The 14,288-nt window shown below is 70.4% G+C and carries 13 protein-coding genes; 8 read left to right on the top strand and 5 right to left on the bottom strand.

The genetic code is table 11. From position 1 onward, the window contains the following. Positions 1-123: 123 nt before the first annotated feature. The 3 genes from E1291_RS31095 (at position 124) to E1291_RS31085 (ending at position 3,525) form a co-directional block, all read left to right on the top strand. Positions 124-786 (top strand): ANTAR domain-containing response regulator, encoded by a 663-nt coding sequence (locus tag E1291_RS31095; RefSeq protein ID WP_131741649.1) that lies wholly within the window; start codon positions 124-126, stop codon positions 784-786. A 129-nt stretch (positions 787-915) separates the two neighbouring features. Further along, positions 916-2,949 carry a SpoIIE family protein phosphatase gene (locus E1291_RS31090; RefSeq protein WP_242614482.1) on the top strand — a complete coding sequence of 678 codons (2,034 nt, stop codon included), beginning with the start codon at positions 916-918 and terminating at the stop codon, positions 2,947-2,949. 66 nt (positions 2,950-3,015) lie between these two features. After that, positions 3,016-3,525, top strand: coding sequence for a DUF6328 family protein (locus E1291_RS31085; RefSeq protein ID WP_131741648.1), 510 nt, complete (start codon positions 3,016-3,018; stop codon positions 3,523-3,525). 21 nt (positions 3,526-3,546) lie between these two features. Here E1291_RS31085 and proS read toward each other — a convergent pair whose 3' ends face one another. After that, a complete protein-coding gene (proS, locus tag E1291_RS31080) occupies positions 3,547-4,995 on the bottom strand; it encodes a proline--tRNA ligase (protein WP_242614481.1) in 1,449 nt (482 codons plus the stop codon). 225 nt (positions 4,996-5,220) lie between these two features. Here proS and E1291_RS31075 point away from each other — a divergent pair, with 225 nt between their 5' ends. Further along, entirely contained in the window at positions 5,221-6,864 is a 1,644-nt protein-coding gene (locus tag E1291_RS31075) for an ABC-F family ATP-binding cassette domain-containing protein (RefSeq protein ID WP_131741647.1), read from the top strand. A gap of 11 nt (positions 6,865-6,875) precedes the next feature. Next, positions 6,876-7,700, top strand: a complete 825-nt coding sequence (locus E1291_RS31070) for a phosphotransferase family protein (protein ID WP_131741646.1) — start codon at positions 6,876-6,878, stop codon at positions 7,698-7,700. A gap of 31 nt (positions 7,701-7,731) precedes the next feature. Here the strand turns inward: E1291_RS31070 and E1291_RS31065 are convergent, their stop codons facing one another. From E1291_RS31065 to E1291_RS31045, 4 genes are all read right to left on the bottom strand, one after another. Further along, positions 7,732-8,628 carry an SDR family NAD(P)-dependent oxidoreductase gene (locus E1291_RS31065; protein WP_131741645.1) on the bottom strand — a complete coding sequence of 299 codons (897 nt, stop codon included), beginning with the start codon at positions 8,626-8,628 and terminating at the stop codon, positions 7,732-7,734. A gap of 131 nt (positions 8,629-8,759) precedes the next feature. Further along, the gene (locus E1291_RS31060; protein ID WP_165495367.1) at positions 8,760-9,329 is read right to left on the bottom strand and encodes an MmyB family transcriptional regulator; all 570 of its coding nucleotides are present in this window, start codon (positions 9,327-9,329) and stop codon (positions 8,760-8,762) included. A gap of 314 nt (positions 9,330-9,643) precedes the next feature. Then, the gene (locus E1291_RS31050; protein WP_131741643.1) at positions 9,644-9,880 is read right to left on the bottom strand and encodes a hypothetical protein; all 237 of its coding nucleotides are present in this window, start codon (positions 9,878-9,880) and stop codon (positions 9,644-9,646) included. A 91-nt stretch (positions 9,881-9,971) separates the two neighbouring features. Next, positions 9,972-10,241 (bottom strand): hypothetical protein, encoded by a 270-nt coding sequence (locus E1291_RS31045; protein WP_131741642.1) that lies wholly within the window; start codon positions 10,239-10,241, stop codon positions 9,972-9,974. A gap of 439 nt (positions 10,242-10,680) precedes the next feature. On the opposite strand from E1291_RS31045, the gene E1291_RS31040 reads away from it, so the two are divergent. From E1291_RS31040 to E1291_RS31030, 3 genes are all read left to right on the top strand, one after another. Further along, positions 10,681-12,039, top strand: a complete 1,359-nt coding sequence (locus E1291_RS31040) for an XRE family transcriptional regulator (protein WP_131741641.1) — start codon at positions 10,681-10,683, stop codon at positions 12,037-12,039. Positions 12,040-12,231: 192 nt separating this feature from the next. Next, on the top strand, positions 12,232-12,750 hold the full coding sequence (locus E1291_RS31035) for a methyltransferase domain-containing protein (protein ID WP_131741640.1): 519 nt from the start codon (positions 12,232-12,234) through the stop codon (positions 12,748-12,750). Positions 12,751-13,287: 537 nt separating this feature from the next. Then, entirely contained in the window at positions 13,288-13,680 is a 393-nt protein-coding gene (locus E1291_RS31030) for a peptidase inhibitor family I36 protein (protein ID WP_131741639.1), read from the top strand. Positions 13,681-14,288: the final 608 nt, after the last annotated feature.

Raw genomic sequence — 14,288 nt, 5'->3', positions numbered from 1 at the left:
CCGCTCGGCGCCACCGGAGCGCGGGGGGCGCCGCCCGGCCGCGGCCGGGCCGTCCCCGTCCCGCCGCAGGCCGCACCGCCCGAGAACGCCCCGCCAGGACCGTCAGGACTGCCAGAACCGGCCATGGGGACCGCCTCCGCCGCGTCCCGCCCCGGGTCCGATGGAGCCGTCTCCGCGGCGGGACGGGACGGAGCCCCTCCGGATGGGGACCTCCCCGCCGGGGACGCCGCGGAGTGGGAGCGGCCCGAGCCGCTCGCGGCGGCGGCCAGCCATCCCGACCTGGCCGAGGTCATCGACCGGCAGCTGTCCCGCGGCCGCGGCCCGATCTTCGACGTGGTGCTGGACCGCCGGACGCTGGGCTCGGACGACATCCTCGCCGAGACCCGCTGGCCGGAGGCCATGTCGGACATGCTCCGCCGCGGGGTCCGGTGCTTCAGCACGTCCCCGCACCTGAACCCGCCCGTCCTGGTCACCCTCACGCTGTTCGGGGTGACGCCGAAGTCGCTCGGGGACGGCCGGCACGCGCTCGCGGCGCTGCTGATGGCGCAGGGCAGCGCGGCGGTCTCGAACTCCCAGCAGTACGACGACGTGCACCGCACCGCCGTCCAGCTCCAGGAGGCCGTCGAGGCGCGCGCCGTGGTCGACCAGGCGAAGGGGATCATCATGCACGCGCTCGGCTGCGACGCCGACGAGGCGTTCGCCGAGATGCGCCGGATCTCCCAGACTCGCCATGTGAAACTCACCGCACTGGCACAGCGCATCGTCGGCGACCAGGGCCTCACCTGACTCCGGCATTAGGTCGCACGTCGGGAGGCCGATTAGGCTTCGCATCAGCGGCCCGAGATCACGGGCCGCCGGAGCCGAGCACGAGCCCGATCTGGTTTCGCCGTGTTCAGCGGACGAGAGGGAGACCAGGTGCACGACCAGTCCGACCAGCTCGAACCGGAGACCCTGATGCGGGAGATCTCCGATCTCGAGGGGCGCATCGGCGAGTTGCGCCAGGCCGCCGGCATGCCGGAGCCGGACCTGCGGGCGACGCTGGACGCGGCGCTGGTCGAGCTGGAGCTCGCGCTCACCGCGCTGCGGACTCTCGGCGGCGAGCAGGGCGGGGAGCCCGGCGGGTCGGCCGCGGCCGAGAACGAGCGGCGGGTGCTGCGCACCGTCTTCCAGGACGCGCCGGTCCCGCTGTTCCTGCTGGACCGCAACAGCAGCGTCCGGCGGGTGAACCGGCAGGCGGCGGCGCTGCTCGGCACGTCCTCGGGCTATGTGTCCGGCAAGCAGTTCACGGCGTTCTGCGACCTCGCGACCAGGGCGGCGGTGCGCTCGCAGCTCGCCGCGGCCGTCCGGACGGGGCGGCGGCGGCGCGTCCCGGTGCGCTTCCTCGGCCGCGACCGCCCGATCGACGCGGTGGTGACGCTGGCCCGGGTGTGGATCCGCGGCGAGCCCGACCCGATGGTCGTGGTGGCGGCGGGCCCGACGAACACCCCCGTCGACAACGCGGCGCCCGCCCAGGCCGGAACGCGGCCGGGCGCCGCCGGCACTCCCGCCGGCGTGGGCGGGGCCCGCGACGGCGCCGCCGAGCAGGCCAAGGCGCCCGGCGCGGCGCCGGCGCCGGGCGACGACGAGACCGTCGCGACGATCGTGCACCGGATGGACGTCCTCGCCACCGCCAGCGAGCTGCTGCTGGACGAGCCGGTCTTCAACGAGACCGTGGCGGTGCGGCGCTGCGCGCGGCTGCTGGCCGCGGAGCTGGCCGACTGGGCGTTCATCGACCTCACCGGGGCGGACGGCCCGGGGACGCCCCCGCAGGGCGGCGGCGGGTACGCCGCGGGCTCGGCGCCGCCGCTGCGCCGGCAGGTCGTGATGGGCCCGTCCGACGAGCACTCCGTCGCGGCCGTCGGGATGCTGGAGGAGCTGGAGCCGGCGCCCGGGACGCTGCCCCGCACGGTGTTCACGACGCGGCAGAGCGCGCTGCGGCCGCACGTGGAGAACCTCGACCTGCTCGGTTCCTGCCCGGACGGCCAGCCGGTCTGCGCCAAGATCGGCGCGACGTCGGTCCTGTGCGTGCCGGTGGAGGACGGCGACCGCTGCATCGGCGCGATCACGCTGGCGGCCAGCGGCGAGTACGGGCCGTTCGACCTGCTGGACCTCGGCGTCGTGCAGCGCCTCGGCCGCTACCTGGCGCTGGTCATCCGCGCGGCGCGGCTGTACCGGCGGCGCGCGGAGGTCGCCGAGACGCTGCAGGCGGGGCTGCTGCCCAAGTCGCTGCCGGCGATCCCCGGGGTGAGCGTCGCCGCCCGGTACATGACCGCGACGCGCGGCGCCGAGGTGGGCGGCGACTTCTACGACGTGTTCCGCGTCCAGGGCGGCGGCTGGGGGCTGGTGCTCGGCGACGTGTGCGGCAAGGGCGAGGACGCCGCGGCGGTGACGTCCGCCGCCCGGCACGGCGTGCGGCTGGCGGCGCGCTGGCGGACCCGGCCGGCCGAGATCCTCAGCCTGGTGAACGAGGCGCTGCTGGACGAGGACCGCTTCGTCACCGCGGTGCTGGCGGGGCTGGAGCTGGACACCGAGCGCGTCACGGTCTCCCTCGGCATCGCGGGGCATCCCCCGGCGATCGTCGTGCGGGCCGACGGGGTGATCAGGTCGGCGTCGCGGGGCGGTACCCCGCTCGGACTGTTCGAGGACTTCGAGGCCGGGCTGGACACCATCGACCTCGGGGTGGGCGACACGCTCGTCCTGCACTCGGACGGGGCGCTGGAGGCGTGCGACCTGCACCGGCAGGAGTTCGGGCAGGAGCGGCTGCTGGAGGCGCTGGCGGCGCACGCGGGCGGGCCGCCGGAGGCGATGCTGGCGGGGGTCGAGCGGACACTGCTGGAGTTCTGCGACGGCGACCTGCGCGATGACGTGTCGATGCTCGTGCTGCGGGTCGAGGCGCCGACGCTGGACTGACGCCGGAAGCCGCCGGAGCCCGCCCCTGGCCTGAATTTTGGGCTTTTTGTCGGGTAAAGGAACTCCATGAGCGTCGGTCCTGAATCCAAGCCCCGGCACGAGACCGAGCACGAGCGGCTCGACCGTCAGCTGATGGAACTGCTCCAGGGGTTCCGTGTCGCCGTCACCGGCGTGCAGGTGATGTTCGCGTTCCTGCTGACGGTGCCGTTCGCCACCGGTTTCCGCAGCGTGAACGGCAACGGCAAGATCATGTTCTATATCGCGCTGTTCGGCGCGGCACTCGCCTCGATCTGCTTCATCGCCCCGGTGTTCCAGCACCGGATCCTCTTCCGGCAGGACCGCAAGGCGCTGCTGATCAGGCGCGCCAACCAGTTCGGGATCATCGGCGCGTACGCGCTGGCGGCCTCGATCGCCGCGTCCACGACGCTGATCGTCCACACGCTGACCGACCGCACGGCGGCGACCGCCGCCACCGCCGCGGCGATCGTGGCCGTGGCGGCGTGGGCGTGGTTCGTCCAGCCCTATCTGACCCGGATATCGGGGGGCGGCCGCACGGGCGACGGCGAGAGGCCGTGACCCGGCGGGCCGCCCCGCCCGTCAGTACGCCTTACCGAAGATCACGCGCTTGCCGTAGGCGGACGGCTCGCCGCACTTCACGCAGGCGCCCTCCTCCCGCGGCGCGTCCGCGGCGATCACCCGCGGCGTCGCGGCGGTCTCCGCCTTGATCTCGTCCTCGCAGGCCGGGCGGCCGCAGTGGAACGCGCGGGCCCACCCGCCGGACACCTGGGCGCCGAAGGCGTCCCAGCCGTCGACGTCGGCGGTGTTGCCCTCGCGGAACGCCTCCGCCCTGGCCAGCAGGAACGACTGGAAGTCGGCGAGGATCCCGGGCAGCAGCTCGGGCACCTTCTCCAGCGGGATCTGCTCCTTGCCCTGACCCTCCACCGTCGGCAGGCGCCGCACGACGGTCGCGACCCCGGCCTCCAGGTCGCGCGCGCCGAGCTCGACCCGGACGGGGACGCCGCGCATCTCCCACTCGTTGAACTTGAAGCCCGGCGACAGCTGCGGCCGGTTGTCGTCCACGTGGACGCGGATGCCCATCGACTTGATCGCCGCGCCGAGCCGGCGGGCCTCGGCGGCGGTCCGCTCGCCCTGCTCCTTGCGCCCGATCGGGACGATCACGACCTGGTGGGGCGCGAGCCGCGGCGGCAGCACCAGGCCCTGGTCATCGCCGTGCGTCATGATGACGCCGCCGATCATCCGGGTGCTCATGCCCCAGGACGTGGTGTGGGCGAGGGTGAGCTTCCCGTCCTCGTCCTGGTACTGGATCTCGAACGCCTTGGCGAAGTTCGTGCCGAGGTAGTGGGACGTCCCCGACTGCAGGGCCCGCCCGTCCCGCATCATGCCCTCGATCGTGTAGGTGCGGACGGCTCCGGCGAACCGCTCGCCGGGCGTCTTCTCCCCCGCCACGACCGGGATCGCGCCGAGCTCGCGGGCGACGGCGGCGTAGGTGTCCAGGGCCCACATCGTCTCGCGCATCGCCTCGTCCTCGTCGGCGTGCGCGGTGTGGCCCTCCTGCCACAGGAACTCGGTGGTCCGCAGGAACATCCGGGGCCGCATCTCCCAGCGGACGACGTTCGCCCACTGGTTGAGCAGCAGCGGCAGGTCGCGGTGCGAGTCGATCCACTTGGCCATGTACTCGCCGATGACGGTCTCGGAGGTCGGCCGCACGACCAGCGGCTCCTCCAGCTCCTTGCCGCCCGCGATCGTCACGACCGCCAGCTCCGGGGAGAAGCCCTCGACGTGCTCGGCCTCGCGCTTGAGGTAGGACTCCGGGATGAACATCGGGAAGCAGGCGTTGTCGTGCCCCGCGTCCTTGATCCGCCGGTCCAGGTCGGCCTGGAGCAGCTCCCACACCCGGTAACCGTACGGGCGGATGACCATCGTGCCGCGAACCGGACCGCGGTCCACCAGCTGGGCGCGGACGACCAGCTCGTTGTACCAGGCGGAGAAATCCTCGCTCTGCGGCGTCACACCTTCTCGACTCACGGGATTCAGAGTACTGACTGCCGATGGGCCCCACGGACGCATCACCCGTTCGGCACCCCGTCGTTACCGGTGCGCCCCCGCTGGTCGCGGGGCTGCGCGGGCGGTCTCCCGGCCCGTTCCGCCGGCACCGTCCAGGGGCCGGGCGAAATTGATTTGACTGCCTCGCCGTCCCCTCCGGAGACTCGACGGCGGGATCCGTCGCCGAAAGGCACCTCAGGGGGCACCGTGGGACACGTGGAGGTCGGCCACATCGGCCACGCGCTGCCGGACGGCCGCGTCCTGCTCGACGACGTCTCGTTCCGCGTCGGCGAGGGCCTCACCGCCGCGCTCGTCGGACCCAACGGCGCCGGGAAGACCACTCTCCTCCGGCTGATCTCCGGCGATCTCACCCCGCAGGACGGCACCGTCGCGCACAGCGGCGGGCTGGGCGTGATGCGGCAGTTCATCGGGAACGTCCGGGACGAGTCGTCCGTCCATGACCTGCTGCTGTCGACCGCGCCGCCGCGGGTCCGCGCCGCGGCCGCCGCCGTCGAGGACGCCGAGCTGGCCATGATGGAGCGCGAGGACGAGCCCACCCAGCTCCGCTACGCGACCGCGCTCGCCGGGTGGGGCGACGCGGGCGGCTACGAGATCGAGGTCCTCTGGGACGCCTGCTGCGTCGCGGCCCTCGGCGTGTCCTACGACTCGTGCCGCTGGCGCGAGGTCAGGACGCTGTCCGGCGGTGAGCAGAAGCGCCTCGCGCTGGAGGCGCTGCTCCGCGGCCCCGACGAGGTCCTCCTGCTCGACGAGCCCGACAACTATCTCGACGTCCCCGGCAAACGCTGGCTGGAGGAACGGCTCCGCGAGACGCCCAAGACCGTCCTGCTCGTCTCGCACGACCGCGAGTTGCTCGACCGCGCCGCCGACCGCATCATCACCGTCGAGTCCGGGCAGGTCTGGGTGCACGGCGGGCGCTTCGCCACCTACGCCGAGGCCCGCCGCGAACGCAACGAACGCCTGGAGGAGCTGCGCCGCCGCTGGGACGAGGAGCACGCCAAGCTCAAGCAGCTCGTCCTCATGCTGCGGAACAAGGCGTCCTACAACGACGGCCTCGCGTCCCGCTACCAGGCCGCGCAGACCCGGCTGCGCAAGTTCGAGGAGGCCGGGCCGCCGGAGGTCCCGCCGCGCGACCAGAGCCTGCGGATGCGGCTGCGCGGCGGCCGCACCGGCAAGCGGGCCGTGATCTGCGAGGACCTGGAGCTGACCGGGCTGATGAAGCCGTTCGGCGCCGAGGTCTGGTTCGGCGAGCGCGTCGCCGTCCTCGGCTCGAACGGCTCGGGCAAGTCGCACTTCCTGCGGCTGCTCACCGCGATCGCCGAGGCCCTCCCGCGCGGCGCGGTGCCGGTCGAGCCCGTCGCGCACACCGGCACCGCCCGGCTCGGCGCCCGCGTCGTCCCCGGCCTGTTCGCGCAGACCCACGCCCGCCCCGACCTCGCCGGACGCACGCCCTGCGAGATCGTCATGACCGAGCACGCGCGCCTGCGCAACGACGCGATGAACGCCCTGGCCCGGTACGAGCTCCAGTTCTGTGCCGAGCAGCCGTTCGAGACCCTGTCGGGCGGCCAGCAGGCCCGCCTCCAGATCCTCCTCCTGGAACTGGGCGGTGCGACCCTCCTGCTCTTGGACGAGCCCACCGACAACCTCGACCTCGCCAGTGCCGAAGCCCTTCAGGAGGGCCTGGAGTCCTACGAGGGAACCGTCCTGTCCGTCACCCACGACCGCTGGTTCGCCCGTTCCTTCGACCGTTTCCTCGTCTTCGGCTCGGACGGCTCGGTCTACGAGTCCCCGACGCCGGTCTGGGACGAGGCTCGCGTCGCCCGGCCGCGCTAATGGAGCCGCCAATGGACGTCCTGCATCGAGTCCTGCTCGCGGGGCTCTTGCCACATGACGAGATCCGCCATCTCACGGTGCGCGAAGGCCAGTTCCACCGCGTGGTGCTCGGTTCGGACCGTGTCGTCCGTCTTCCCCGGACCCCTGCCGCCGCCGCCCGGCTCCCCGGGCACGCGGCCGTCCTGCGAGCGCTCTCCAGGCTCGATCTCGGTTTCGGTATCCCCGAACCACTGGCGGAAGGGGAAGAACACCTCGTCCTGAGCCGCATCCCAGGCGTGCCTTTGGACGACGTCCTCTTCGATGAGGAGTCCGTAGCGATCCAGTACACCGCCCTACTGGACGCACTCGCGCAGGCCGGAGGCGACGAGGAGATCCGGGCGGCGCTACCGCACTCCTCGCCTGACCATTGGCGGCATTTCGCGTCGGACGTCCGCGCGGAACTGTTTCCGCTCATGTCCCCGCACGGCCGTCTCCGCGCCGAACAAGAGCTCCAGGCCCTCGATGGCCTCCCCCATCTCACCGACGCGGTGGTCCACGGTGACCTCGGCCCCGAGAACGTCCTGTGGGAGACCAGGGACGGCCTTCCGCGGCTCACCGGCGTGGTCGACTGGGACGAGGCCGCGCTCGGCGACCCCGCCGAAGACCTCGCGGCCATCGGCGCCGGTCACGGCCCCGACCTCCTGAACCGCATCCGCGCCCTCGGCGGCTGGACGAGCACGGCCGTCACGGACCGCATCGCCGCCGTCCAGGGCACGTTCGCCCTGCAGCAGGCCCTCGCCGCCCTCCAGGACGGCGACGACGAGGAACTCGCGGACGGCCTGACCGGCTACCGCTGACCCGTCCCCAGGGCCACGCCGGGCCTCGTCCCTACGCGAGGTGGTGCGGTGCGAGGAGGTCGGCCAGGCCCACGCGGGTCAGGAACTCCGCGCGGATACGGTCGGCGACCATGCTCACCACCTCGGAACCGTCGTCGGCGGGGTCGACGTGCGTGCGGAAGGGACGCGTGCCATGGGGGGCGTCGACGATCCCGACGATCGCGTCGGCGACCAGAGAGACGTCGGCGCCGGGCGGCGTCAGCTCCGCGAGCCGCTCGGCCACCTGCGCGGACAGCCCGGCGTAGAGCTCGTCATAGGCCGTGGTGACGCTCTCGTCGGCGGGGTGGCCGGCGTTGGTGAAGTGGTCGGTGCCCGAGGTGAAAGCGCCGGGGACGACGATGGCCGTCTCGATGCCGAAGCGGGCCAGCTCCGCCGCGTAGAAGACGGCGAGGGCGTCGGCGGCCGCCTTCGCGGCGAAGTAGGGGCCGAGATAGGGCGGGGTGCCTCCCCGTGTGGAACTGGAGCCGATCCATACCAGCAGGCCGTTCCGCCGGTCGCGCATGTGCGGCAGGACCGCCCGGTTGAGCCGCTGGGCACCGAGCACGTTGGTGTCGTAGACGGCGGCGAGTTCCTCGGGAGTGAATGCCTCGGCGGGTCCGAGCACCATGTGCCCGGCGTTGTGCACGACCACGTCCACGGCGCCCGTCTCGGCGAGGACGGCCTCGACCGCCGCGTCGACCGACCCCTGTGACAGGACGTCCAGCTCCACGGTCCGCAGATCGACCCCGTGCCGCCTGGCGTAGGCGGTGGCCTCGGCGACACGGCCGGAGTTGCGGCCGGTGGTCGCGCGCAGCCCCGCGTAGACGGTGTGCCCGGCGCGGGCGAGCGCCCGCGCCGACAGCGCGCCGAACCCCGAACCGGCGCCGGTGATCAGGATGGTCATGCCCATGCGTGCCTCCCGCGTTCCGTGGGCGCCCGTCGAGAGCCGACTGAGAGCCGACAGGACGGCCCGCTCACCGTGCCGCCGCCGTCCACGATGCCGAGGCCGTGCCCGAGGGAACAGCGCGCAGACTGGGGTGGTCAACCCCAGGCCGCGTGGAGCCCGAACGCCGGGCCCGGCGTGCCGCGCCACACCTCGGCGGGATCGAGGGCGCGCAGCGCCGGCACGACGCCCGGGTCGTCGGAGGCGAACCAGAGCAGCCGCTGCGCGGCGTCGGCGGTGACGATGCTGTTGCAGGTGACCTTGAGAGTGCCGAGGACCGGGTTGACCACCCGCTTGTCCTCCTCGTGCCGCACCGTGACCTCGTGGGCCCGCCACAGCCTGGCGAACTCGCCGCTGGACGCCAGCAGATGGCCGACCAGATCGGCGGCGGCCCGGTCGCGCGGGCCCCGGCGGGCGACCGCCGCACGCAGGTCGGAGACCAGCAGCCGGGAGTGGCGATCGTGGTCCTCCGCCGGGTAGAGGTCACGGGTCGCCGGGGCGGTGAACCAGTGGAACAGGAAGCTGGCCCGGATCCCGGACAGTCCCGCCTGCGGCCCCACTAAGACCTGCGCCGCGTGGTTCTGCACCACGACCTCGTGCATGTCGGTGATCACCATGGCGGGGGTGTCCCCCAGGCGCTCCATGAGCCCACGCAGAGCGGACAGCATCTGGACCGGCTCCGCGCCGTACGGCGCGGGGTGTCCCGCCAGGTGGAGCAGGTGGCTGGTCTCGTCGGCGGCGCAGACCCGGCACCCTTCGTCTCGTCCCCGGTGGCAGGCCGACGGCTTCCGGGCCGAGCCGATCCCTCCGCGACTTCAGGAATGACCCCAGTTCACCGAGATTCACAGCACCCTCCCAGGCACCATCACCGTGCACCTCATCGCGGAGGGGACAACGCGTCGGGCACGGAAAAGATCTCGCGGGGAAGGCGCGGCGGTGCGGGACCTCGGGGGCGGAGTCGACCGCACCACCGCGCCGGTTTCTACGGTTCGGACGGTGCCTGGGCGGGTGGCAGGCCGAGCGTCCGTCCGATCGTCTCGGTGGCCTGTTCGGCGGTCGTGCCGAGTTGCGCGCCGTGGTCGGGCCCGCAGTACCAGAGGTAGGCCAGGCGGTGACGGGCCCAGACGACGTAATGGGGTCCCTTCCCCGAACGGATGAGATGAAGGATCTCCGTCCCGTGCGGCAGTATCGGCGCGATGCCGGAGAAGCGCCTGCGCACCAGCGAGGCCAGCTCCGTCAGCCGTTCGCCAGGTGAAGCGGACGCGGGGGGCTCTGCCGCACCACCCGTCCCCCCGCGTCCGCGCTCGGAATCACTCACCGGCGCCGCTCTGGTCCGTCGGCGCGCCGAGAGTGGTGGCCACGCTCAACGCCGCGTCCACGACGTGGTCGGCCTCGGCGATCGGCTCCTGCCAGGACGTGAAGTACCAGAGGCGCCCGCCGTCGTCCGGGCGCGGCTTGCACGTGATCGTGTCGGCGGGCTGCGGGGCGCCCTCACAGCACCCCGGCAGGTTCGGGTTGATCACGATCAAGCTCCGCCGCTGCAGAACCGTCTTCAACCCGTAGATCTGAAGACGCGACATCAACGCCCCAAGCCGCCCATAAGCATCCGGGTGCTCGGCATCATCGGGACGTTCACCCTCGTCTTCCTCGTCCCGCTTGGCTAGTCTGGCCATAGCCGGACCTCATTTCCGGTTAGGCCCCGGCCGGTGGTCGAGTCACCGCGTCCGGGGTCGCCTCTTTTCCACTCGGAGTCCGCGCCAAAGGCGAGTCGCAGAACCCCGCATCACCGAGTTAAGCCAACCCCGCTACGCGCCGCCAAAAGGTATGCAAATATGCGTGCACCGGCTCCGTCCACTCGAAGAGGGCTGCGAAATGACCGAATTGCACGAGTGCTCCGGATGCGGCAACACCCTCAACCGTTACAGCCCCGGCTACATTTGTGGATCATGCGCCTGGGAGGCCCGCGCCCGACTGGGCGAGCCACCACCCCTCCCGGAACGCTTCTGGACCGAACCACCCATGAGCGACGCCCTCACCAACCGCGACCTCCGAGCAGTACTGAAGATCTACATCCACGTCACACAACTCACCCAAGAAGCCCTGGCAAACCTGATCAACACCAACCAGGGCAACATATCCAAGATCTTAAACGGCCAGCGACGCCGCTACTCGATCAAAGAGTTCGAGTCACTCCGCGACGGCCTCCGCATCCCCGGCCCACTCCTCGGACTACAACCTGTTCCCCAAGCGACAGAAGACCCTTACCGGGGTGCACCAGACGAACACGCACACTTCACGCAGAGGCGCCCCGCCGTAGGCACATCCGAGATACCGAGCGGTACTGTGGATCGGAGTCCAGCTCCCGACCAGGAGGACGACGAAGTGAAGCGACGCGCCGCACTCCAGATCATCACCGCCGTAGCCACCGGAACCGCGATCCCGCCCGGCACCTTCGAAACCGTCCTTTCCAGCCTCGACGAAGTCCTGGACCAGCCCGTGGACATCGACCGCTGGCAACGCGCGATACGCGAATACGGCTACTTGACGCCACGAAAGCCGGCCGGGTTCCTTATCCGCGACCTGACCGCCGACCTTCTTGCGGTAAGTGAGCTCGCTCACCGCGAGAACACCCAATCCACCAAGAACGAGCTTCTGCGCACCAATGCCGCGCTTTCGACCTTGATGGCCGTTCAGCTCGAAAACACCGAAAACCGGCGCGAGGCTCGAATGTCATGGGACCTGGCACGGCGAGCCGCCGACACGTCCAACGACACCTCTCTTAGCGTTTGGATCCGGAGCAAGGAAGCCGAAGGCGGCCTTTATGCCGGAATGCCCGCCATCGACATCGAAGCGTTGACCAAGGAGGCAGTCGCAATCTCTAAGGGCACGCCCTCCGCAGGGCTGGTTCGCGCCTATGCGGTGCAGGCCGGACTGGCCGCTCTTCAAGGTGATGGAAACTCTGCATCGAAAGCAATGAACGAGATGACAGAGGTTTTCACCAAGCTTCCAGACTCGACAGTGGCCGACTCCACCTACTTTTGGGGGTGGCGTGAATCCATACACCACTGGGAGGAGGCATATATATTTACCGCCATCGGCGACTCGCGAGCCCAAAACGCGACGGATAAGTCTTTCGCTCTCATCCCCCCCGGAACCCTCGGGCCAACGGCAAATCTCCGCCTCATTCACAGCTTGAGAATGATCAGAACCGGAGACATCGACGAAGGGCTCGAAGAAACGCTGACCACTCTCCACGAGCACACTCAGAGCCGTACGCTCTTCCGTCAACACATGACAAGCCAGATCCTCGCCGCGCTGCCCCGGCAGGCACGAACCCTCCCGGCCGCGCGAGAGCTGCGTGCACTGACCTCCATATAAGGTCGCGCCCATCCCCCACGGACCCTTGTTCGCGGCCTCGTGCCATGTATGCGGAGGTAGCGGCAAGTATGTTCATACCTGACACGGTCTGGGTGTGGGGGGGACGAGGGATGGTTGGTTCCCCTCCGCCGACAGGACGCCCCCTCTGACTGGGCAGAACTCTGTCAGAGCGATGACCCGATCATCACTCAGGTGGATGACGGCGCCACGGACAGGGGCCTGGAACCCACGAGCTCCAGCAGCGCACCCTCACTCATGCAAGAAATGATCAGTATGCTCGACGTCGAAGCCGGGATGAAGATCCTTGAGATCGGCTCGGGCACCGGATACAACGCTGCACTGCTGGCGCAGCTCGCGGGCGCCGAGAATGTGACGACCGTCGAAGTCGATCCCAATATCGCAGACCACGCCCGTTCAGCCCAGCACAAGGCGGGCTTCCCCGTGACCGTGATCACCGGGGACGGCGCCTCTGGACATCCTGAGCACGCTCCGTACGACCGAGTTATCGCAACGGCCTCCGTGCGAGACATCCCATACACATGGGTTGCACAGTGTCGCGACTCAGGACGCATTCTCTTGCCCTGGGGCAGCAATCTCGATGAACCGACCCTCGCGGTCGCCGGGTGGAAGCCCTCCGCGCTCGATGTTGAGCCGGTACTGCTTGCAGGCGGGCGTGATCGTCACGCGTGCCCCCCGAAAACGCGGTCGTGAACAGCAGGCAGCCGTCAGCGCGCTCGCGACCACCTGCGCGCCGCCGCTCATCCTGGACCTCGCCGTGGACGGCTGGCGGCAGCTGGGACACGAGGTGGTGAAAGGCAGCGCGCCAGCCTGTCACCGGGATCCCCCGACGTGCACGCCCATCGAGCGCTCGGCGCGAGGGTCCGGCTCGCCTGCCGCGCCGTGCGGTGCCACCCCACCCACGCCGGTCAGACGCGTCGCCCCCGCTCATCGTTCACCGGCGCCGCAGCAAAGCCCGGATCCGGCCGCGAAACGCCCCGTTCAGCGTTGGTCCGGCGATCGTGAGGTGACAGCCCGGTAGCGGCCCGTGGGTCTCGCAGACGCTCGCCGGGGGCGCGGAGAAGCCGCACGCCCGGGCCGCCGTCGCCGCCGAGATCATCGGCATCGGAACGGCCAGTGACGGTAAGAGGCGCCCAGCCGGGCTCCCTAACACTTCCCGTGCGGTTACTAGCTCCGGCACCCCGACCCATGTAACAGTGAGTAATCATTCGATTACGAAGGGAGATCGGGATGAAGGGTAAAGCCACGGCCATCGCGCTCATGGTGGTCTCGGCAGGTACGGCCGTCCTTACGGCGCCCGCTGCGTCCGCGCAGCAACATGGGCCCAAGGACCACCGGTGCGATAACGGCGAGTTCTGTCTGTACGTCGGCTACTTTCAGCACGGCAGCGTAGCCGTCGACCGCCGCGAGTTCGAGGAGAACGTGCGCGCCTACACCAACATCGCTCGTTCCTGGAGAAATCTGACCGGCCGCGACTGGTACATCTACGACCAGCCGCATTGCAGGGGAAACAGCTATCCCCTGCTCGTCCGTGACGGCACCACCCACAATCTGGACACCTCCTGGCAGCACCGCATCCGCTCCATCGCGCGCAGGGACAAAGTCGGCCAGTGCCGGCGGTGATCGAGAGCAGAGATGCGAGCGCCTCGGCCCCGGAGCTTCTCCCCGCCGCTCCGGAGGGTCGCCGCCGCGCGGCTGCTTGAATTCACCAAGCCGAATGAGGGACTGATTGTGGTGGCGTACGGCAGGGTGAATATTTTCCAAGGGCGAGCTGTGTGCGCTCTGAGGGCTAGATTGAGGAGATGGCACAGGAGAAGCGGGCGGGTCTGCCTCGGGATGTTCGGCGGCAGATCGTCGCACTTCCCGCGCGAGGTCTTCGAAATCGGTTCCACTGCCCGCTTCGCGGTGGGCACGAGGCTTCCGGGGATTTCCCCAGAGATGGCAGCTACACTTACCGGATCTCGGAATACACATCCGACTCATGGGCTTCCCTCACCCCGGGACCTCACGGTAAGCATATCGTGCGGCAGCAGGGGGCTCGACGCCTCTGGGATTCCCTCGAAGCCGCCTATGATTGGTGGCTGCAAGCCGGAAGGCCAGAGTCCGACCGCTTCGGGATCACCGTGACTCCCGAAGGGCAGCGCATATGGCTCGACTCGCCGGACAACGATCTTCCTCCTCTCTAGGCTCGCCGGCGTTCCACGGTCAAGGGCCTGCCGCCACGGAATGAA

It is taken from the genome of Actinomadura roseirufa (assembly GCF_900659635.1).
Classification (GTDB): Bacteria; Actinomycetota; Actinomycetes; order Streptosporangiales; family Streptosporangiaceae; genus Spirillospora; species Spirillospora roseirufa.
This window is presented reverse-complemented; position numbering and strand designations above follow the sequence as displayed.

Coding starts and splice junctions, on each gene's coding strand:
- E1291_RS31045 (WP_131741642.1), bottom strand. CDS start 10,241: ATGTCGCGTCTTCAGATCTACGGGTTGAAGACGGTTCTGCAGCGGCGG.
- E1291_RS31060 (WP_165495367.1), bottom strand. CDS start 9,329: ATGCTGTCCGCTCTGCGTGGGCTCATGGAGCGCCTGGGGGACACCCCC.
- E1291_RS31030 (WP_131741639.1), top strand. CDS start 13,288: ATGAAGGGTAAAGCCACGGCCATCGCGCTCATGGTGGTCTCGGCAGGT.
- E1291_RS31070 (WP_131741646.1), top strand. CDS start 6,876: ATGGACGTCCTGCATCGAGTCCTGCTCGCGGGGCTCTTGCCACATGAC.
- E1291_RS31095 (WP_131741649.1), top strand. CDS start 124: ATGGGGACCGCCTCCGCCGCGTCCCGCCCCGGGTCCGATGGAGCCGTC.
- E1291_RS31065 (WP_131741645.1), bottom strand. CDS start 8,628: ATGGGCATGACCATCCTGATCACCGGCGCCGGTTCGGGGTTCGGCGCG.
- E1291_RS31040 (WP_131741641.1), top strand. CDS start 10,681: ATGAGCGACGCCCTCACCAACCGCGACCTCCGAGCAGTACTGAAGATC.
- E1291_RS31085 (WP_131741648.1), top strand. CDS start 3,016: ATGAGCGTCGGTCCTGAATCCAAGCCCCGGCACGAGACCGAGCACGAG.